This window comes from Burkholderia sp. GbtcB21, assembly GCF_019091065.1.
Lineage (GTDB): Bacteria > Pseudomonadota > Gammaproteobacteria > Burkholderiales > Burkholderiaceae > Burkholderia > Burkholderia pyrrocinia_C.
Genome location: NZ_JAGXKA010000001.1, coordinates 475,388 through 494,797 on the forward strand (window position 1 = coordinate 475,388; position 19,410 = coordinate 494,797).

At 67.8% G+C, this 19,410-nt stretch carries 16 protein-coding genes; 9 read left to right on the plus strand and 7 right to left on the minus strand.

From position 1 onward, the window contains the following. Positions 1–34 precede the first annotated feature (34 nt). The 4 genes from KVT39_RS02065 to KVT39_RS02080 are packed head-to-tail and all read right to left on the minus strand — an operon-like array spanning position 35 to position 8,560. Complete coding sequence (locus KVT39_RS02065) at positions 35–4,222, minus strand: bifunctional nitrate reductase/sulfite reductase flavoprotein subunit alpha (protein ID WP_217587462.1); 4,188 nt, start codon at positions 4,220–4,222, stop codon at positions 35–37. 16 nt (positions 4,223–4,238) lie between these two features. Beyond that, entirely contained in the window at positions 4,239–4,583 is a 345-nt protein-coding gene (nirD, locus tag KVT39_RS02070; protein ID WP_034180211.1) for a nitrite reductase small subunit NirD, read from the minus strand. A 38-nt stretch (positions 4,584–4,621) separates the two neighbouring features. After that, positions 4,622–7,213 carry a nitrite reductase large subunit NirB gene (gene nirB / locus KVT39_RS02075; RefSeq protein ID WP_217587464.1) on the minus strand — a complete coding sequence of 864 codons (2,592 nt, stop codon included), beginning with the start codon at positions 7,211–7,213 and terminating at the stop codon, positions 4,622–4,624. A gap of 21 nt (positions 7,214–7,234) precedes the next feature. Further along, positions 7,235–8,560, minus strand: coding sequence for an MFS transporter (locus KVT39_RS02080; RefSeq protein ID WP_217587466.1), 1,326 nt, complete (start codon positions 8,558–8,560; stop codon positions 7,235–7,237). Between the two features lie 643 nt (positions 8,561–9,203). Between KVT39_RS02080 and cobA the strand changes: the two genes are divergently transcribed. The 6 genes from cobA (at position 9,204) to KVT39_RS02110 (ending at position 14,370) form a co-directional block, all read left to right on the plus strand. Next, entirely contained in the window at positions 9,204–9,965 is a 762-nt protein-coding gene (cobA, locus tag KVT39_RS02085; protein ID WP_217587468.1) for a uroporphyrinogen-III C-methyltransferase, read from the plus strand. A gap of 165 nt (positions 9,966–10,130) precedes the next feature. Further along, a complete protein-coding gene (locus tag KVT39_RS02090) occupies positions 10,131–10,727 on the plus strand; it encodes an ANTAR domain-containing response regulator (RefSeq protein WP_034180215.1) in 597 nt (198 codons plus the stop codon). A gap of 5 nt (positions 10,728–10,732) precedes the next feature. Continuing rightward, positions 10,733–11,785 carry a CmpA/NrtA family ABC transporter substrate-binding protein gene (locus KVT39_RS02095; protein ID WP_217587470.1) on the plus strand — a complete coding sequence of 351 codons (1,053 nt, stop codon included), beginning with the start codon at positions 10,733–10,735 and terminating at the stop codon, positions 11,783–11,785. 126 nt (positions 11,786–11,911) lie between these two features. Next, a complete protein-coding gene (locus KVT39_RS02100; RefSeq protein WP_105391964.1) occupies positions 11,912–12,511 on the plus strand; it encodes a uracil-DNA glycosylase family protein in 600 nt (199 codons plus the stop codon). Positions 12,512–12,603: 92 nt separating this feature from the next. Then, positions 12,604–13,545, plus strand: coding sequence for a helix-turn-helix transcriptional regulator (locus tag KVT39_RS02105; protein WP_217587478.1), 942 nt, complete (start codon positions 12,604–12,606; stop codon positions 13,543–13,545). 126 nt (positions 13,546–13,671) lie between these two features. Further along, a complete protein-coding gene (locus KVT39_RS02110; RefSeq protein ID WP_217587480.1) occupies positions 13,672–14,370 on the plus strand; it encodes a fumarylacetoacetate hydrolase family protein in 699 nt (232 codons plus the stop codon). A 91-nt stretch (positions 14,371–14,461) separates the two neighbouring features. Here the strand turns inward: KVT39_RS02110 and KVT39_RS02115 are convergent, their stop codons facing one another. Together KVT39_RS02115 and KVT39_RS02120 are read right to left on the minus strand one after the other, a co-directional pair. Then, positions 14,462–15,007, minus strand: a complete 546-nt coding sequence (locus KVT39_RS02115; RefSeq protein WP_034180219.1) for a DUF4303 domain-containing protein — start codon at positions 15,005–15,007, stop codon at positions 14,462–14,464. A 124-nt stretch (positions 15,008–15,131) separates the two neighbouring features. Continuing rightward, on the minus strand, positions 15,132–16,343 hold the full coding sequence (locus KVT39_RS02120) for an MFS transporter (protein WP_217587482.1): 1,212 nt from the start codon (positions 16,341–16,343) through the stop codon (positions 15,132–15,134). A gap of 170 nt (positions 16,344–16,513) precedes the next feature. Between KVT39_RS02120 and KVT39_RS02125 the strand changes: the two genes are divergently transcribed. The 3 genes from KVT39_RS02125 to KVT39_RS02135 all read left to right on the plus strand — a co-directional run bounded on the left by KVT39_RS02125 (position 16,514) and on the right by KVT39_RS02135 (position 17,766). Beyond that, positions 16,514–16,768, plus strand: a complete 255-nt coding sequence (locus KVT39_RS02125) for a hypothetical protein (protein ID WP_217587484.1) — start codon at positions 16,514–16,516, stop codon at positions 16,766–16,768. A gap of 124 nt (positions 16,769–16,892) precedes the next feature. Next, positions 16,893–17,300 carry a hypothetical protein gene (locus tag KVT39_RS02130; RefSeq protein WP_217587486.1) on the plus strand — a complete coding sequence of 136 codons (408 nt, stop codon included), beginning with the start codon at positions 16,893–16,895 and terminating at the stop codon, positions 17,298–17,300. Between the two features lie 115 nt (positions 17,301–17,415). Continuing rightward, positions 17,416–17,766 (plus strand): hypothetical protein, encoded by a 351-nt coding sequence (locus tag KVT39_RS02135; RefSeq protein WP_217587488.1) that lies wholly within the window; start codon positions 17,416–17,418, stop codon positions 17,764–17,766. Positions 17,767–17,947: 181 nt separating this feature from the next. On the opposite strand, the gene KVT39_RS02140 is transcribed toward KVT39_RS02135, so the two are convergent. Continuing rightward, positions 17,948–19,210, minus strand: coding sequence for a hypothetical protein (locus tag KVT39_RS02140; protein ID WP_217587490.1), 1,263 nt, complete (start codon positions 19,208–19,210; stop codon positions 17,948–17,950). Between the last annotated feature and the right edge of the window lie 200 nt (positions 19,211–19,410).

Genomic DNA, 19,410 nt, shown 5'->3' on the forward strand with positions numbered 1-19,410 from the left:
GGAAGCGGATGCACGCATGACGCCCCGCCAGCGTTCAATACACATCCCGCATATAGCGCCGCGCCTTCGCGAGCCGCGCGACGTAGTCGTTCGCGTCGTCGTCCGACATTCCGCCGTGCTCGGCGACGACCGCCTTCAGCGCCGTATCGACGTCCTTCGCCATCCGCGACGCGTCGCCGCACACGTAGAAGTGCGCGCCTTCCTCCAGCCATGCGAACAGTTCGGCGCCCTGCTCGCGCATCCGGTCCTGCACGTAGATCTTGTCTGCCTGATCGCGCGAGAACGCGAGATCGAGCCGCGTCAGGAAGCCGCTGTCGTGCATCGCGCCCAGCTCGTCGCCGTAGTAGAAGTCGGTCTGCGCGTGCTGCTCGCCGAAGAACAGCCAGTTGCGGCCGCGCGCGCCGCGCGCCTGCCGCTCGTGCAGAAAGCCGCGGAACGGCGCGACGCCGGTGCCCGGGCCGACCATCACGATCGGCACGTCGCCGTTCACCGGCGGCCGGAAATGAGCGGACTTCTGCACAAACACGGGCACTCGGCCGTCGTCCGCGCGATCGGCGAGGAACGTCGACGCGACGCCTTTGCGCGCGCGCCGGCCGTTGTGATAACGCACGGCCGACACGGTCAGGTGAATCTCGCCCCGGTGCGCGCTCGGGCTCGATGCGATCGAATACAGGCGCGGCTGCAGCCGCTTCAGCATCCCGACCAGCTCGGTGCCCGACAGCTCGACCGGAAACTCGTGCAGCACGTCCGCAAGCTGTTGCCCCCACAACCATTGCTTCAGGTCGCCCTTGCGATCGTCGCCCAGCAGCGACTTCAGCGCGCCGTTCGCGCTGCGCGACGCGATGAACGCAAGCGTGTCCGGATGCGGGCGCGTGATGTCGAAGTGGCGCGCGAGCGCATCGCCGAGCCGCACGTCGCCGACGCCCGGCACCGACACGGGCGCGTCGGCCTTCAGCGCGGTGACGGACAGCAACTCGTCGACCAGCTCAGGGCAGTTGGTCGGCCACACGCCGAGCGCGTCGCCGGTTTCGTATTCGAGGTTCGCGCCTTCGGTCGACAGCGACACATAACGCGTGTCCTTCGCGGCGCCCGGACGGTTCAGCCGCAGGTTCGCGACGAGCTTCGACGGCGCCGGATGCGCCTTCGACGGCAGCAGCCCCGACGGGCTCATGCCGCCGGACGGCACCGCGTGCAGCGCGGCATCGGCCTCCTTGATCCGCGCGACGACGCGTTCGAGCCACTGGTCCGCATCGTTCTGGAATTCAACGTCGCAATCGACGCGCGCGCACAGGCGCGCCGCGCCGAGTTCCGCGAGCCGCGCATCGAGCCGGCGGCCGTGGCCGCAGAACTGGTCGTAGTTGCGATCGCCGAACGCGAGCACCGCGAAGTGCACGCCGTCGAGGCGCGCGGCGCTGCCGGCCTGCAGCGCGTCCCAGAATTCGCTACCGTTGTCGGGCGCATCGCCGTCGCCGAACGTGCTCGTCATCAGCAGCACGTATTGCGCGCCCGCGAGCGACGCGACCGGATAGTCGGACATGCACGCGGTGCGGATCTCGAAGCCCGCGTTCATCAGCTGCGTCGCGTAATCCTCGGTCAGCGATTCGATGTTGCCGGTCTGCGATGCCCACAGCAGCACGACCTTCGGGCGCGTGCGCACGATCCGCACGCCGCCGGTTGCAGCGGCATCGGCCGGCAGTGCCGGTGCAGCGGCAACCGGCGAACTCGCGGGCAGCGAACGGCTGAACAGGCCCGCGAGCATCCCGTCGAGCCAGAACCGCACCGGCGGCGTGAGCGGCGCGCCGGCCGGCAGCACCGGCACGCCGCCCTCGCGCCGGCCGGCGCTCGCCTTCAACCCGCTGACGAGGCCGGCCACATACAGCCGCTCGGTGTCGGTCAACGGCGGCGGCGCGAAGTCGGTCACGCCGAGCGCGGCCGCGAAAGTGTCGATGTCTGCCATGTCGGATTCCTGTGAAGCAGCGGCCTGCACCATCGTCGAAGCGGGCCGTGCGTCGTCGGCGCACGCGTCGGGTTGTGCCGTCTCGTCGTCGGCGGACGCGAACGCGTCGGTCTCGACGCGCCGCAGCGCGACCGCGCAATATTTCAGTTCGGGTTGCTGCGATTCGGCATCGATTGCGTCGTTCGTCACCGCGTTGATGCACAGGTCGTCGCCGTACACGTCGTTCCAGTGCATCGGCGCGAAGCAGTTGCCGCGCCGCACGCGCTCGGTCACGACGGCCGGCAGCACCGCGCGGCCGCGCGCCGAGCGGATCTCGACGCTGTCCTTCGCGGCGATGCCGAGCGCGCTCGCATCGTCCGGATGAAGCTCGACGAACGGGCGCGGGTTCAGCTTGTTCAGCATCGCGACCTTGCCCGTCTTCGTCATCGTGTGCCATTGATGCTGCAGCCGCCCGGTGTTCAGCACGATCGGGAACGTGTCGTCGGGCAGCTCGGCCGGATCGACGTGCGGCCGCGCGAAAAAGCGCGCCTTGCCCGACGGCGTCGGGAACGCGAGATGCGGCGCAGCGCTCCCGTCAGCCGCCGTGCGCAGCGTCTGGCTCACGCCGTCGTTCAGATAGCGGATCGGGTGCCGCTCGCGCGCGGTGCCCGGCGCGACCGGCCACTGCACCGGGCCGTCGCGCAGCGCCGCGTGGCTCGCGCCGCGCAGGTCGTAGCCCGTCGCCGGATTCGAGAAACGGACGATCTCGTCGAACACGTCGGCCGCCGACGCATAGTCGAACGCGTCGCCGAAGCCCATCGCGCGCGCGACTTCCGCGACGATGCGCCAGTCGGGCAGCGCGTCGCCGGGCGGCGCGACCGCGGCGCGCATCAGCGTCATGTTGCGTTCGGAGTTGATCATCACGCCGTCGCCCTCGGCCCACAGCGCACCGGGCAGCAGGATGTCCGCGTAGCGGTTGGTCTCGGTGTCGAGGAACGCGTCCTGCGCGATCACGAGCTCCGCGGCCTGAAGCCCGGCGATCACGTTCTGCCGGTTCGGCACGGTCGCGACCGGATTCGTGCAGACGATCCAGCACGCCTTGATGTCGCCGGCCGCCATCCGCGCGAACAAATCGACGGTGCCCTGGCCGGTTTCCTTGCGCAGCGTGCCGGCCGGCACGCGCCACAGGTTCTCGACGAAGCGCCGGTCGTCGTCGGACAGCACCGAGCGCTGGCCCGGCAGCCCCGGCCCCATGTAGCCCATCTCGCGCCCACCCATCGCGTTCGGCTGGCCCGTCAGCGAGAACGGCCCGCTGCCGGGGCGGCAGATGCGGCCGGTCGCGAGGTGCAGGTTGCAGATCGCGTTGGTGTTCCACACGCCGTGCGTGCTCTGGTTGAGCCCCATCGTCCAGCAGCTCATCCACTCCTGCGCGTCGCCGATCCATTGCGCGGCCGTGCGCAGGTCGGCTTCCGCGAGCCCGGTGATTTCCGCGACGCGCTCGGGCGTGTAGTCGGCAAGGAATGCGGGCATCGCGTCCCAGCCTTCGGTGTATGCGTCGATGAACGCGGCGTCGGTGCGGCCATTCGCATGCAGCAGATGCAGCAACCCGTTCGTCAGCGCGAGATCGGTGCCCGGCCGGATCTGCAGGAACAGGTCGGCCTTGTCGGCCGTGCCGGTGCGGCGCGGATCGACGACGATCAGCTTCGCGCCGGCCTTCACGCGATCCATCATCCGCAGGAACAGGATCGGATGGCAGTCGGCCATGTTCGCGCCGATCACGAAGAACAGGTTCGCGCGATCGAAATCCTGGTACGACCCGGGCGGGCCGTCCGCGCCGAGCGACTGCTTGTAGCCGGTGCTCGCGCTCGCCATGCAGAGGCGCGAGTTCGACTCGATGTTGTTGGTGCCGACGAAACCCTTCGCGAGCTTGTTGACGAGGTATTGCGCCTCGATCGACATCTGCCCCGACACGTAGAACGACAGCGCGTCGGGGCCGTGCGCATCGAGCACCGCGCGCAGGCGGCGCGCGGTCTCGGCGATCGCGTCGCGCGCCGGCAGCGGCACGAGATCGTCCTCGCGCGCGCGGCGCACGAACGCGCGGTCGAGCCGCCCGGAGCGGCGCAGCGCGACGTGCGCCGACGAACCCTTCGTGCACAGCCGCCCGAAGTTGGTCGGATGGTCGGAGTCGCCGGACACCTTGACGACCTCGCCATCCTCGACGTGCAGCACCATCCCGCAGCCGACGCCGCAGTACGGGCACACGCTCTTGACAGGGGTGGCGGTCATGCGCGCTCCGGGGCGGTCAGGCCGCGATCCACACGTATCCGTCCTCGACCCGCGACGGATACGCGCTCACGGACTGCTCGGGCGCTTCGAGGCATTCGCCGGTGCGCAGGTCGAAATGCTGCTTGTACAGCGGCGACGCGACGACGACGCGCTCGCCGAGGCTGCCGATCAGCCCGCGCGACATCACGGCCGCCTGCGACACGGGATCGACGTTGTCGATCGCGAACACGCCGCCGTCGGCGTGCGCGACGTGAAACACCGCGACCTGCTCGCCGTTGACGAGTGCGCACACGCCGGTGTTCGGCACGATGTCGTCGAGCGGGCACACGCGGGTCCAGGACAGCGGAAGACGATCGTTCATGATGGGCTCCTTGGAAAAGACGCTGGTGTCGGTCAGGGTCAGACGGTTGCGGATTCGGTCACGGCCTGCGCCGCACTTTCGGCGACGACGGGAATCGTCACGGGCTTGCCGCGCACGCGCTCGTCGGGCGTCGCGGGGCGAATCTGGCCGCGGGTCTCGACGAACGCGATGTTCGCGTCCGGCGCATCGCTGTTCACGAAGTGGCGGAAGCGCTTGCGCGTGTCGGGATCGGTCACGGCCTTCTTCCATTCGCATTCGTAGGTGTCGACCACGTGCTGCATGTCGGCTTCGAGTTCGGCCGCAATCCCGAGCTTGTCGTGCACGACCACGTCGGCCAGGTAGTCGAGCCCGCCTTCGAGGTTGTCGCGCCATACGCTCGTGCGTTGCAGGCGGTCGGCCGTGCGCACGTAGAACATCAGGAAGCGGTCGATGTAGCGCATCAGCGTGGCGCGATCGAGGTCGGACGCGAGCAGTTCCGCGTGGCGCGGCTTCATCCCGCCGTTGCCGCACACGTACAGGTTCCAGCCCTTCTCGGTCGCGATGATCCCGACGTCCTTGCCCTGCGCTTCCGCGCACTCGCGCGTGCAGCCCGATACGCCGAACTTGATCTTGTGCGGCGCGCGCAGGCCCTTGTAGCGGTTCTCGAGATCGATCGCGAGGCCGACCGAATCGTCGACGCCGTAGCGGCACCACGTCGAGCCGACGCACGACTTCACGGTGCGCAGCGCCTTGCCGTACGCATGCCCCGATTCGAAGCCGGCCGCGATCAGCTCTTCCCAGATCGACGGCAGCTGCTCGACGCGCGCGCCGAACAGGTCGACGCGCTGGCCGCCGGTGATCTTCGTATAGAGCCCGTACTTCTGCGCGACCTGGCCGACCGCGATCAGCCCTTCCGGCGTGACCTCGCCGCCCGGCATGCGCGGCACGACCGAGTACGTGCCGTCGCGCTGGATGTTCGCGAGGTAGTAGTCGTTCGAATCCTGCAGCCCCGCGTGTTCCTTCTTCAGCACGAACTCGTTGAAGCATGACGCGAGGATGCCCGCGACCGCCGGCTTGCACACGTCGCAGCCGAGCCCGCGGCCGTGCTTCGCGAGCAGTTCGTCGAACGTCGTGATGCGCTCGACACGGATCAGGTGGAACAGCTCCTGGCGCGAATGCGGGAAGTGCTCGCACAGATGGTTGTTGACCGCGAGGCCCTGCTTCTTCATCTCGGCCTTCATGATCTGCGTGACGAGCGGCACGCAGCCGCCGCACGACGTGCCGGCGCCCGTGCACGACTTCAGCGCGCCGAGGCTGGTCGCGCCGTCGGCGACCGCCGTGCAGATCTGCGACTTCGACACGTTGTTGCACGAGCAGATCTGGGCGCCGTCCGGCAGCGCGTCGACGCCGATCGCCGGCTTCGCCGCGCCGTCCGACGACGGCAGGATCAGGAATTCGGGCGATTCGGGCAGCTCGATGCGGTTCAGCATCATCTGCAGCAGCGTGCCGTATTCGGCCGCGTCGCCGACCATCACCGCACCGTGCAGAAACTTGCCGCAGTCGGACACCACGAGCTTCTTGTAGACCTGCCGGCGCTCGTCCGCGTACTGGTAGGTGCGGCTGCCGGCCGTCGTGCCGTGCGCGTCGCCGATGCTCGCGACGTCGACGCCCATCAGCTTCAGCTTCGTGCTCATGTCGGCGCCGGCGAACGCGGGTGCGTCGTTCGCGTCGCTGCCCAGCTGCTTCGCGACCACGCGCGCCATGTCGTAGCCGGGCGCGACGAGGCCGTACACCATGCCGTTCCACGCCGCGCATTCGCCGATCGCGTAGATGTCGGCGTCGCTGGTGCGGCATGCGTCGTCGATCGCGACGCCGCCGCGCGGGCCGATGTCGAGCCCGCATGCCCGCGCCAGCTCGTCGCGCGCGCGGATGCCGGCCGAGAACACGATCATGTCGGCATCGAGGTGCGTGCCGTCGGCGAACGCCATCCGGTGCGAGCCTTCCTCGCCGTCGACGATCTCGAGCGTGTTCTTGCCCGTATGCACGGTCACGCCAAGCGCCTCGATCTTCGCGCGCAGCATCCGGCCGCCGCCGTCGTCGACCTGCACGGCCATCAGGCGCGGCGCAAATTCGACGACGTGCGTGTCGAGCCCCATGTCGCGCAGCGCCTTCGCGCATTCGAGGCCGAGCAGCCCGCCGCCGACCACGACGCCGCGCTTCGCGTGTGTGCCGCACGCCTGCATCGCTTCGAGATCCTCGATCGTCCGGTACACGAAGCAGCCCGCGCGATCATGCCCCGGCATCGGCGGCACGAACGGGCGCGAGCCCGTCGCGAGCACCAGCTTGTCGTACGCGAGCGTTTCGCCCGACGCGAGCGTGACAGTATGCGCAGCGCGGTCGATCGATGCGACGCGTGCGTTCAGGCGCAGGTCGAACTGCGGATGACGCTCGAAGAAACCGGGTTCGACGAGCGACAGGTCGTCCGCCGACTTGCCCGCGAAGAATTCGGACAGGTGCACGCGATCGTAGGCCGGACGCGGCTCCTCGCCGAGCACGGTGACCTGCAGCGCGCCCGTCGTGCCCGCTTCCGCCGCGACGCATTCGAGCAGCTTGTGGCCGACCATGCCGTGGCCGATGACGATGAGTTTCATGATGACGTTTCCTTCGGTCGATCAGTTCGCGACGCTGCCCGCGGCCAGCGCGCGGTCGCGCAGCTCGGCCTCGCGTGCCTTGTGTTCTTCGCTGAAGCGCACGGCCATCGCGCACAGCGCGGTCGCGGTGACGGCCAGGCCCAGCAGGCTCAGCGTGTGCTGCACGTCGCCGACGCCCTTCAGCAGGAAGCTCGCGGCGACCGCGCCGACGTTGCCGCCCGCGCCGACGATCCCCGCGACGCCGCCCAGCGCCTTGCGGTCGATGAACGGCACCAGCGCGTAGGTCGCGCCGCAGGCCATGTGCGTGAACAGGCCGAAGGTCAGCATCGCGAAGAGCGCGATACCGACGCCTTGCGCATGCGAGAACCAGATCAGCCCGAGCCCTTCGCCGACGATCAGCGCGCACAGCAGCGTCGCGCGCACGTCGAGGCTGCGGCGCGCGGCGATCTTGTCGGACAGCCAGCCGCCGAGCGCGCGGGCGAACAGCGCGAGCAGCCCGAACATGCCGACCGCGAAACCCGCGTCCTTCAGCGACAGGCCGAAGTGATCGACGTAGTACAGCGCGGCGATGTTGTGGATGAACACCTCGACGCCGAAGCACGCACCGTACGTGACGAACAGCATCCACACGCGATAGTTGCCGCACGCGGCGACGAAGCTCGCCCAGCCGCCCTTCTTGCCGCTGTCGATCGTCACGCCTTCCTTGCGCAGCGCGACGAAGTCGCCTTGCGGGCAATCCTGCGTGAAGCGCCAGTACGCCCAGGCCATCACGAGCATCGCGACGCCCGGCACGACCAGCGCGATGCGCCACGACGAGCTTTCGCCGAAACCGAGCATCAGGCCGGCGGCGACCAGCAGCGGCATCAGCGCCTGCGTCGCACCCGCGCCCGCATTGCCCCAGCCGGCCGTCGTCGCGTTCGCGGTGCCGACCACGTTCGGCGCGAACATCACCGACGTGTGGTACTGCGTGATCACGAAGCCCGCGCCGATCGCACCGATGCCGAGCCGGCAGATCAGGAACGTCAGGTAGTCATGCGCGAACGGCACGGCGAACACGGGAATCGCGCCGAGCAGCAGCAGGCCGGCATAGATGCGGCGCGGGCCGAAGCGGTCGCACAGCGGGCCGACGAGCAGCCGCACGGCGATCGTCGCGGCCACCGCGGCGATGTTGATGTTGGCGACCTGCGCCGCCGTCAGATGAAATTCGCGTGCGATGAGCGGCATCAGCGGCGCGCATGCGAACCACGCGAAGAAGCACACGAAAAACGCCATCCACGTCAGGTGGAACGCGCGCATCGGCGCGGTGCGGAGGCTGAAGAGATCGATACGGGTAGCTTTGTCGGTCATGTCATCCGCCAAACGAAAAACGGCGTCCTGCGCACCCGGTCTCGTCGAGACCCGATGCGTAGGACGCCGTTGCCCATGAAGCCCGTTGCCGGGCGCGTATGTATTCGGTACTGCGGACGAGTCGCCATTGACGCGTCCGAACCAGCTTACGCAAACGCCGTGCCATGTCGGCCCGAATCGCGCCGGCATCCCCGCTGCACAAGGCTCGCCGGCCAGCGCGCACCGCGATCCGGCACGCGGCGCACGATGCGCCGCGATGCAGCGAGGCACAGATGTGGTGCGCTGCAGCACTGTCGCCGTGCGACATTGCGGTGCGCGCTGACGGGGCACGATGCACGCCGACGCGGCATCGCGTCTCTCCGCGCGCCGCGCCCGCATTCATGCACGCGGCCGTCGCGCCACGCTCCCGCCGTGCATCGCACCGGTTGGCCCGGATATTGCTGAACTCCATGCATCACACCGGCAACGGCGCCGGTGGGCAGTTCCCGCAAAACCATGCCCGTCATTCACGGCGGGCCCGTCAGGACAACGGCGTCCCTCCCGTGCGCGGCACGGCCGGATGCCGGACTGTTTCTACCGCCCGCCGCCGCCGCGCAGACAACGCGCTATCGACGGCCGCACGCACGCGGCACAGGAACACGACATGACGACAGGCAAAGTCACCTTGCTGGGCGCCGGCCCCGGCGACCTCGATCTCCTCACGCTGAAGGCCGTGAAAGCACTGGCCGCCGCCGACGTGCTGCTGCTCGACGATCTCGTCGCGCCCGGCATCGCCGAACTCGCCCCGCAGGCGCGCGTGATCCGCGTCGGCAAGCGCGGCGGCTGCCGCTCCACGCCGCAGGCGTTCATCGAGCGGCTGATGCGCCGCTACGCGCTGCGCGGCGCGCACGTGGTGCGCGTGAAGGGCGGCGACGCGCTGCTGTTCGGGCGCGCCGGCGAAGAGCTCGCGACGCTGCGCGCCGCCGCGATTCCGGTCGAGATCGTCAACGGCATCTCGTCGGGATTCGCGGCCGCCGCGAGTCTCGGCATCTCGCTCACGCACCGCGAGCACTGCCAGGGCGTCACGTTCGTCACCGCGCACCGCCAGGACCACGGCGAACCCGACTGGTCGCGACTCGCGGCGACCGGCACCACGCTCGCGATCTATATGGGGATGAGCCGCGTCGACAGCATTGCGACGGGCCTGCTCGCCGCGCTGCCGGCATCGACGCCGGCCGCGGCCGTGCAATGGGCCGGCACGCCCGACGAGCGCCGCTGGACCGGCACGCTCGGCACTCTCGCGCGCGGCATCGACGAAGCGCGGCTCGGCAGTCCGGCCGTGATCCTCGTCGGCGGCACGATCGGCGAGGCGGCCGTGCGGCATGAGGATGCCGCACGCGACGCGGCGCTGGTCCGGGCCGCGTAGCATGCGCAGCATCACGCGGCACCGGCCGCCCGCCTCTTCCGAATCCATTGGCCGCGTTCGCGCCGGCCGCCGGTCGCGCACGCGCGGTATCGGAACCGCGTCCCGACTCGGCCGTCACATGCCGTTCGCGCGCCGCGCCGACCTTCTGCCGCTGCCGCTCGCCTCATGAGTTCGTCCGCCCTGCCCACCCGCCTGCGCGTGCTGCTCGTCACCGACACCGACAAGCCGATCGGCGAACTCGGCGACGCGCTCGCGCGCCTCGGCTACGAGATGCTGAACGACGTCGCGACGCCCGCGCGCCTGCCGGCGGCCGTCGAGGAACAGCGCCCCGACGTCGTGATCATCGATACCGATTCGCCGTCGCGCGACACGCTCGAGCAGCTCGCGGTGATGAACGCGACCGCGCCGCGCCCCGTGCTGATGTTCAGCCACGACGGCGACCAGGCGCTGATCCGCGCGGCGGTCGGCGCCGGCGTCAGCGCGTATCTCGTCGAAGGATTGTCGGCCGAGCGCCTCGCGCCGATTCTCGAAGTCGCGCTCGCGCGCTTCTCGCACGACGATGCGCTGCGCCGCCGGCTCGCCGACGTCGAGCGCGAACTCGCGGAGCGCAAGCTGATCGACCGCGCGAAACGCGTGCTGATGGACCAGCGCAGGCTGTCCGAGCACGATGCGTATGCAGCGCTGCGCAAGCGCGCGATGGATCAGGGCCTGCGCATCGTCGACGTCGCGCGGCAGTTGCTCGATGCGTCACCCCAGCCATGACCGCCATGAATACTTCGCCCCCCGTCGCGCCGGAACGCGCGCATCTTCGCCTCGGGTTCGTCGCGCTCAGCGACGCGGCCCCGCTGATCGTCGCGCAGCGCCTGAACCTCGGTGCACCGCACGGCCTGACGCTCGAACTGAACCGCCAGCCGTCGTGGGCCGCCGTGCGCGACAAGCTGCTGAGCGGCGAGCTCGACGCCGCGCACGCGCTGTACGGGCTCGTCTGCGGGCTGCAGCTCGGCATCGGCGGCCCGCAGGCGGACATGGCCGCGCTGATGGTGCTGAACCGCAACGGCCAGGCCATCTCGTTCTCGCGTGGCCTCGCCGACGCGTACCGCGAGAGCGGCAGCGTGCGCGACGCACTCGCGACGCTCGGCCGCAAGCCGCTGCTCGCGCAGACCTTCCCGACCGGCACGCACGCGATGTGGCTGAACCACTGGCTCGCATCGCACGGCGTCGATCCGCTGCACGACGTGCGCAGCGTCGTGATTCCGCCGCCCGAGATGGTCGCCGCGCTCGCGGGCGGCGAGCTCGACGGCTTCTGCGCGGGCGAGCCGTGGCATGCGGTCGCCGAAGCGTGCCAGGCCGGCCGCACCGTCGCCGTCACAAGCGAGATCTGGCCCGAACATCCGGAGAAGGTGCTCGCGGCCCGGCGCGACTTCGTCTCGCTGTATCCGGCCACCGCACGCGCACTGATCCGCACGCTCGTCGATGCCTGCGCGTGGCTCGACAGCGCCGCGCACCGCCGCGAGGCGGCCGACTGGCTCGCGTCGCCCGACGCGATCGGCGTGCCGGCGCGGCTGATCGCGCCGCGCCTGCTCGGCGACTACGGCGCGGGGCCGTTCGCGGAGCCGCCGCTGCCGATCCGTTTCCACGACGGCGGCGCCGTGAACCGGCCCGATCCGCTCGACGGCCGGTGGTTCCTGGCCCAATACCGGCGCTGGGGCATGCTCGACGGTTCGCACGACGACGCGGGGATCGCCGCGGCGATCGCGCAGACCGCGTTGTATGATGCTGCGGTCGCCGAACGCGGCGCAGCGGGCCCGTCGCAAGCGTGATGCGCGCCGCGTGACGCAGTTGGCGCGCGCTCAGGAGCCGCGCCAAGCCGATCCGGGCCACCCGGCGGCTTCCGGCATGCGCCGCACGGACGCACCGCATTGCCACTCCGTCCCCGATCCGAACCGATGCCGAAACGAACACGCGCGCCGCTCGACGTGCTGCTCACCGAAATCCGCGCGTGCCGCGCATGCGAAGCCGAGTTGCCGCTCGGCCCGCGCCCGGTCGTGCGCGCGCATCGCGACGCGCGGATCCTGATCGTCGGGCAGGCGCCGGGTGCGCGCGTCCATGCAAGCGGCATCCCGTGGGACGACGCGAGCGGCAAGCGGCTGCGCGGCTGGCTCGACGTCGATGCCGATACCTTCTACGACGAGACGCGCTTCGCGATCGTGCCGATGGGTTTCTGCTACCCGGGCCGCGGCGCGAGCGGCGACAACCCGCCGCGCCCCGAATGCGCGCAACTGTGGATCGACCGGCTGGTTGCCGAGTTGCCTTCGGTCCGGCTGACGCTGCTGATCGGCCAGTACGCGCAGCGGCATTTCCTGCGCGACACGCGCAAGGCGACGCTGACCGACACCGTGCACGCATGGCGCGACTACGGCCCCGGCGTGCTGCCGCTGCCGCATCCGTCGCCGCGCAACCAGGCGTGGTTCAAGCACCATCCGTGGTTCGACGCCGACGTCGTGCCCGAGCTGCGCCGCCGGGTCGCGCCGCTGGTTACGGGTTGATCGGCCGGCCCAGTCCATCCCCGCCCATCCCCGCCGCGCCCGGTTCGCTGTACCATCGCGGCTCAACCGCGTCACGAACCGCAGAATCCTTCATGCCATCCACCGCCCCGCCGCGCCTGTACGGGATGCCCGAACGCAGCGACCGGCTCGATTTCTACATCCGCGACCAGGCGTCGCGCCAGGCGATCACCGAGCCGCACCGGCACGCGTATTTCCAGATCCAGTTCAACCTCGGCGGCGACACCGAGCAGCGGATCGGCGGCGTCACGCGGCCGTTTCCGCGCGGCGCGCTCGCGTTCGTGCTGCCGCACCGCGAGCACCTGATCCCGCATCCGGAAGGCGCGCACTTCATCGTGATCAACTTCAGCCAGGCGTTCCTGCGCGCCGATCTCGACGTCGATCCGCTCGATCTCGAGGACGTGCCTGCGCACCGCTTTCCCGAGCTGACGCCGTTTCGCTTCCAGGAGCATCTCGATTTCATCCTGACCGGCGACACGTACGACGAAGCGCGCCGCCTCGCGCTGTGCATGCTCGATACCGATCGCGTGCGCACCTTCGGCTCGACCACGCTGCTGCGCGGCTACCTGCTGCAGCTGATCGGTCTCGTCTGCACGCAATACGCGGGCGCGCTCGACAAGCTCGCGCAGCACGGCGCCCAGCGCGCGGGCCGGCGCGACGCGCTCGCGCGCGTGCTGCGGCACGTCCGTGCGAACCTGACCCGCGAGGACCTGACGCTCGCCGCGACCGCCGAGGCCGCGTTCCTGTCGCCGAACTACCTCGCGCACCTGGTCCGCAAGGAAACCGGCAGCACGTTCACCGATCTCGTGACCGAACGCCGGATCGCGCTCGCACAATCGCTGCTGGCCCACACGAGCCGGCGCATCGCGGACATCGCGCGCTCGGTCGGCTTTCGCGACGAAGGGTATTTCGCGCGGCGCTTCCGCGCGCGGGTCGGCGTGTCGCCGAAGGCGTACCGCGACGCGAACGCCGCGTTGCCGGACGGCGACGACGCACCGGCATCCGCCGACGCGTAGTTTTGTCCCGGTAAAACGCAGTTGCGTCGCATCCGGCCGCACGCGCGTCGGGTATCGTTGCACGCATGCCGGCCCGTGCGCCGCACGGGCGCCGGCATCCGTCTACCCACCGAACGAGGCCATCCGATGTCCGCCTATGTCATCGACGCTTCCGAGCGTCCTTCCGTCGAAGTCGAACAGTCGTCCGCGCGCTTTCCGGTGCGCCGCGTGTTCTGCGTCGGCCGCAACTACGCCGACCACGCCCGCGAAATGGGCGCCGATCCCGACCGCGAGCCGCCGTTCTTCTTCACGAAGCCGGCCGACGCGATCGTCCCGGCAAGCGGCACCGTCCCGTATCCGCCGCTGACGAGCGATCTCCATCACGAAATCGAGCTGGTCGTCGCGATCGGCAAGAGCGGCCGGTCGATCGACCCGGCCGACGCGCTGTCGCACGTGTGGGGCTACGGCGTCGGCGTCGACCTCACGCGCCGCGACCTGCAGGCCGAAGCGAAGAAGCTGAGCCGTCCGTGGGACTGGGCGAAGGGTTTCGACGCGTCGGGCCCCGTGACCGCGCTGCGCGCGGCGACGGCCACCGACCACCCGGCCGCCGGCCGCATCTGGCTCGCGGTCAACGGCGAAACGCGCCAGCAAGGCGATCTCGCCGACATGATCTGGGCCGTGCCCGACGTCATCGCGTACGTGTCGCGCTCGGTCGAGCTGAAGGCCGGCGACCTGATCTTCACCGGCACGCCGGCCGGCGTCGGCGCACTGCAGCCGGGCGACCGCGTGACGGGCGGCGTCGACGGCGTCGCTGCGTTCGAGTTCGTCGTCGGCGCGAAGCCGTAACGGCTCAAAGAGGCTCGCACGCGGGCCGATGCAGCGCCCGCCGTGCGTTGCTCGTTGCGGCTCTGGCCGGCCGCGACGGCATTCCGGTTGCTCAGTCGTAGCGGCGCAGGAATGTGTCGGCGACGGCCGGCGGATTCAGCGCTTTCGCCGATTCGTTTTCCAGCGCCTCGGCTGCGTCGTCGTCGCTGATCGACACGAACAGCGTGATGGCGTCCCTTGCTTCGCCCGTGCCGAACAGGCCGTCGCGATCGAGCAGCCGCAACGCCTCGATCATGTCGGTGTGGAGTTGCCGGGAGAATTCCGCGAACCTCGACCGGACAAACGTCGGGCTCAGTACTTCGTCGGCCAGCTTGCCGCAGATCACGTTGAACGGCGACGCTTCCGCCGCCGCGTACGCCCATTCGGGACAGCCCCACACGTACCACGGATCCGGATCGTCGTCCGCGACCGCCTGCTGCGCGCGGACCCGGCTCAGCCCTTCGACCGAATTGGCCGCCGGCACCACCGTCATCGCGCCGCTGTCCGTATAAAGCGCGAACGCGTAGAAATGCTCGTCCGGGTGCAACGCCCGCAGCGCCTTGAACGTCGCCCTCGCGGCGTCGGCAATTTCCCGCTGGAAATCAGAAAAGTCGATCATCGCATCCTCGCCCAGTCGCCCTTCGCGCGTCGGGGAATACGGCTCGCGGATGGTTCGTCGTCTCCCGGCATTCGATGAATTGTCCGCCAATCGCGCGCGGCGCGGTAGCGGGCCGCATCCGTGTTCACTGCCCGGCGTCCCGCGCGTCGAACACGCGCACGCAGACGGCGGCCGCGAGCGCGATCGCCGCCGACAGCAGCATCATCGCGAGCGGCGCATAACCCGCGTTGCCGGCGGTCAGCACCGCGCCCGTCAGCGACGACAGCGCGGCGCCGCCGGCGATCGTCATCGCACCGGCCAGCCCCGACGCGCTGCCCGCCAGTTCCGGCCGCACCGACACGGCGCCGGCATGCGCGCCGGGATTGGTCAGCCCGTTGCCGATGCCGACCAGCACGCACGGCCCGAACCACGCGATCGCATGCGTCGCGCCGCCAAATACCAGCGCGAGGCCGATCAGCGGCCCCGCGCACGCGACGACACGACCGCACAGGATCGTCGTCGCCAGCGCGTAGCGGCGCGCGAAACGCGCGGCCAGAAAGCTGCCGCACACGAAACCGGCGGTGATCGTCCCCATGTAGAAACCGATCTCCGCCGGCGCGATGCCGAACAGCGTTTTCGCGGCGAGCGGCGCGCCGGCCAGGAACGCGTAGAACGAGCCCGTCGAAAACGCCATGCAAAGCGCATAGGCCCAGAAACGGCGGGCGCGGAGCAGCGCCGGATACGCGCGAAGCTGCCGCCCGAGACTCGACGACCGGTTCGTGTGCGTCTCGACGAGATCGAACGCGCACCAGCCGAACAGCGCGATGCCGGCTGCGCCGAGCAGCCAGAAGCTCGCACGCCAGCCCACCGTCTGATCGAGCACGCCGCCGAGCGTCGGGCCGAGCATCGGCGCGAACGCGGCCGCCATCGCCGCATAGCCGATCCGGCTCGCCGCGCGGCTGCCGCCGCCGGTGTCGCGGATCGTCGCCATCGACACCGGATAGACCGACGTGATCGCCGCCTGCATCAGCCGGCACGCGAGAAACACGCGGATATCGGTCGCCATCGCGCAGCCGAGCGAGCCGAGCGCGAACACGCCGACGCTCGCCAGCACGATCGGCCTTCGCCCGAACCGGTCCGACAGCGGCCCCATCACGAACTCGAGCGATGCCGCCACCGCCGCGTACCCGCCGAGCGACAGCGCGACGAGCGCATAGTCGGCGCGCAGGTCGCGCGCGATCGCCGGCAGCGACGGCAGGAACAAGCTCAGCGGCAGCACCGAGAACGCGCACAGCAGGATCAGCGTCGCGTGTCGCGGCGACGCCGCAACGGAATCGATCGGCAGGTTCGGTTGCAAGCGAATGTCCTCCGCGCACGCGCCGCGTGGGGGTGCGCAATGGAAAAAAGTTCTTCGCGGATTTCTGGGGGGCGTGAGAAAGACCGTCTGAGGTCGGCCAGAAGCGGGCGTTCGACATCGCTGGTCGGATCGTTGACAATGCGGCTGTCGACCACGCCGAGATCGGAAGAATGGATAACGATCGGGTGTTTTTGCTGCCGTGTGGAATCGACCTCAGGGTTGAGGACGGAATCGCAAGTATCGAATCCAATTTGCCGGACGCACTACCTAGCTTTAGCGATCCCGTAGAGAATGGGCGCATCGTCGGGGTTGTTGAAGGCGTCGAGCAATTGTTGCTTTCGCTCGCGCGTGTCGGTATCGATTTGTCCAATCCGCAGTTCGCGCGGGCAATCAACGACTGCGTAGCCAACCTTCAATCAGGCTGATCGGCGAATTTCCGCGTGCGGCCAGGAGCTGCCACGCGACGACCAAGCCTCAAAGGCGACGCTCATACTTCAGATATGCTCGAGGTTGGCATCCTGTTTCTAACAGTATGAGGCGTAGAACGATATGGTTGAAGGCTGGCACGGAGACGATTACATCGTCCTATTTGCAGACGATGAGGCATTGGCCACGGCGAGCGCCTGCGGATTCGACACGGCGCTTCCCGGCTTCTCAGTCTTGGGGCTCCGAGGTTGGCAAGATTTCATCGTCCAGGATGAGGCCGGGGCGACTTTCACCATCCCCAGCGTTCCGCTGGATACGCGTTACCTTGCATCTTTCAATCTTCCGGTTCCGTATGACCTGGAGCCTGATCCGCGACTCGCTGGAAAGGTCAAATGGCTAGTAAAACCACTGATTTTCGGTGGAACCGCAGACGCAGAGGAGAACGTGTCATGGGTTACGCATCAGCAGCACGGAGAGCTCGTGCGATGGTGGAATGAGCAGTACAGGTTCGCCAAGGCCTCGCAGGCTTGACGACGCAATCGCCTTGGATAGGCCGGGAGCGGTCAGCAGCCCTCGCGTCTTGTATTGGGAACAATAACAACAGCGACCGACGCTATTCTCAACGACTACCGAGAGTGGATCCGTGATGCCCGATTTACTTAATGAAACTGAGCGACCAACATGGTTTGCTTATCCGCGCCACTTTGCCCGGGCAGTTGAACTGAATATCCTCAATCTAGAGCCGTGGCAGCTACTTGAGGGAAAATGGCTCCGCGTTCGGCTAGAAGGGCTGGCTAAGCGATATCCCGATCGGCAGTTGGTCCCTTTCTTCCGAGATACGGGTAGCGATGACATAGCCTGTTGGGAGGCGGGCAAGGGCGAACGAGTGCAGATCGTTCACGACTTCGCGTCGGCAGGGTGGGAATGCGCCGGCGAGTTCGAAAATTTCCTAGCCTGGTACAAGGCCACCGTAGACATCGCATTGGACTTTGAGTGACCGCTTCCGGGATAGCCGTGGGGGCGGCTCCGGGTCGGTTTCCGCCGGTCACCACCGGCAGTTGCCGGCCAACTACGGCCGTTCGTCCATGCAGCCGCGCGGCCATTGGAAAGTCGGCTTGACCGCTGACAGCGGCCGATCGTTGGAATTGTCGGCCTCGGCTAGCGATGATCGCAGCGGCTTATATTGGTGTCGTGTTCAACGGTGCCGGAATGTCGAATAGCATAGTGCTGATGTGAATCTCGCGCCCAGGATCGGAACTCTTGACAAAGACATAGCGACAGTCGCCGTCCGGTACGTGGCTCGCGGTTTTACGATACTCCGATCTTGCTATCATCACCTCGTGCATCTTCTGCCGTACCGCGGATGAGTCTTTGTTCCGGTTGAAGATGAGCAGAGCACATTTTGAATCCCGCCATGAAAGGTATCCTAGAAGCTGCTCAATTGCCTCGTCGAATCCTTTTTCGCCTCGCCAAAATTTGCACTCGGCAATGAAAATATTGCGGTTGTCGACACGGATCAAAATATCGGTCTTACCAGCCGCGTTGAAGGTCTCGCCGGTCGCTGTGCCGTCGTAGTGCCCGTTCAATTGCAGGAGAAAGTGTGTTCGAATCGCCTCCTCATCCAGCGACGCGAAGGCGTTAGGGTTTCGCTCAATGACTAGCGACATGCTCCGGATCACGCTGAGGATGTGTTCATATTCCTTTTGTTCGAGGGTGGGTTCTGGAGCAAATTTCGCGGTGGCCGCGGCAGGCCGACTCACAGGCGGCTTTCGGCGCACATCGGGCGCGACATACGTCATAGGCCTATCGCGCGGCTTCATCGGTATGCCCAATGCCGAAATTGCGCCGTTGGCGGTCTTTGCTTTGGCGATTTTCTGCGCCAAAACTGTACGAACGGAGTTCTCGACGCTGCGGTTATGGCCCATAACATCGTTGCGAATTTGGGCCGCCGCTTCGATCAACATTCTGATGTTGCTGTCTATCTGCTGCTTGATCTGCTGCGGGTTGGCTTGATCATCTCGGAAGGTCGAATAAAACGTTACTTCGGTATCTCCGACATTCAGTTCGGGATAAGGATGCATCGTAAACGTCGACGGTTGGAGGTGCCAGAGGTCGCGAGACCCAGTGTATGGCACCGAAATGGAAAGCTGCGTTCCCTTGGCGGACCTTTGCCGCGCGCCGGGAAAACCAAACTCGAAATCACTATAGACGGCCATATCTACACTGCGCGGCTCGTCCATGTAATGGCCGTCCGAATCAAGCGTGAGAGGTTCCAAACGGTACTTAGACAGGAAATAGTCCTCGAGCTCACTTGCTGACGCTTTGAGGACATAGTCGTTTTCCAGCGATTCAATCTCCTGTACGAGTTCGGCTTCTCGTTGGCGGAAGTAGTCATATGTCGATGCCGTGTTGAACGGCCGGCCCATCGTGTGGTTTCTCATCCGTCCTCCCGTTGCCTCTATCGATAGCTCTATCGGTTCGCGCACTGAAATGCAGCGGCAGTTTACTGGCAGCGACTGCGGATTTTGCCGCCCTTTTTACTTGCCAGATAGCGTCCATGGTAGCAGCACTTGTTTCGTGCGTGCCTCGTACGTAACTCACCGAATCGATACCGACGTAATTCCCAAGCCGCAAAAGCAAG

What these genes read in the sequence shown, in the direction of transcription:
- KVT39_RS02065 (WP_217587462.1), bottom strand. Translation starts at nt 4,222, where the DNA reads ATGACCGCCACCCCTGTCAAGAGCGTGTGCCCGTACTGCGGCGTCGGC.
- nirD (WP_034180211.1), bottom strand. Translation starts at nt 4,583, where the DNA reads ATGAACGATCGTCTTCCGCTGTCCTGGACCCGCGTGTGCCCGCTCGAC.
- nirB (WP_217587464.1), bottom strand. Translation starts at nt 7,213, where the DNA reads ATGAAACTCATCGTCATCGGCCACGGCATGGTCGGCCACAAGCTGCTC.
- KVT39_RS02080 (WP_217587466.1), bottom strand. Translation starts at nt 8,560, where the DNA reads ATGACCGACAAAGCTACCCGTATCGATCTCTTCAGCCTCCGCACCGCG.
- cobA (WP_217587468.1), top strand. Translation starts at nt 9,204, where the DNA reads ATGACGACAGGCAAAGTCACCTTGCTGGGCGCCGGCCCCGGCGACCTC.
- KVT39_RS02090 (WP_034180215.1), top strand. Translation starts at nt 10,131, where the DNA reads ATGAGTTCGTCCGCCCTGCCCACCCGCCTGCGCGTGCTGCTCGTCACC.
- KVT39_RS02095 (WP_217587470.1), top strand. Translation starts at nt 10,733, where the DNA reads ATGAATACTTCGCCCCCCGTCGCGCCGGAACGCGCGCATCTTCGCCTC.
- KVT39_RS02100 (WP_105391964.1), top strand. Translation starts at nt 11,912, where the DNA reads ATGCCGAAACGAACACGCGCGCCGCTCGACGTGCTGCTCACCGAAATC.
- KVT39_RS02105 (WP_217587478.1), top strand. Translation starts at nt 12,604, where the DNA reads ATGCCATCCACCGCCCCGCCGCGCCTGTACGGGATGCCCGAACGCAGC.
- KVT39_RS02110 (WP_217587480.1), top strand. Translation starts at nt 13,672, where the DNA reads ATGTCCGCCTATGTCATCGACGCTTCCGAGCGTCCTTCCGTCGAAGTC.
- KVT39_RS02115 (WP_034180219.1), bottom strand. Translation starts at nt 15,007, where the DNA reads ATGATCGACTTTTCTGATTTCCAGCGGGAAATTGCCGACGCCGCGAGG.
- KVT39_RS02125 (WP_217587484.1), top strand. Translation starts at nt 16,514, where the DNA reads ATGGATAACGATCGGGTGTTTTTGCTGCCGTGTGGAATCGACCTCAGG.
- KVT39_RS02130 (WP_217587486.1), top strand. Translation starts at nt 16,893, where the DNA reads ATGGTTGAAGGCTGGCACGGAGACGATTACATCGTCCTATTTGCAGAC.
- KVT39_RS02135 (WP_217587488.1), top strand. Translation starts at nt 17,416, where the DNA reads ATGCCCGATTTACTTAATGAAACTGAGCGACCAACATGGTTTGCTTAT.
- KVT39_RS02140 (WP_217587490.1), bottom strand. Translation starts at nt 19,210, where the DNA reads ATGAGAAACCACACGATGGGCCGGCCGTTCAACACGGCATCGACATAT.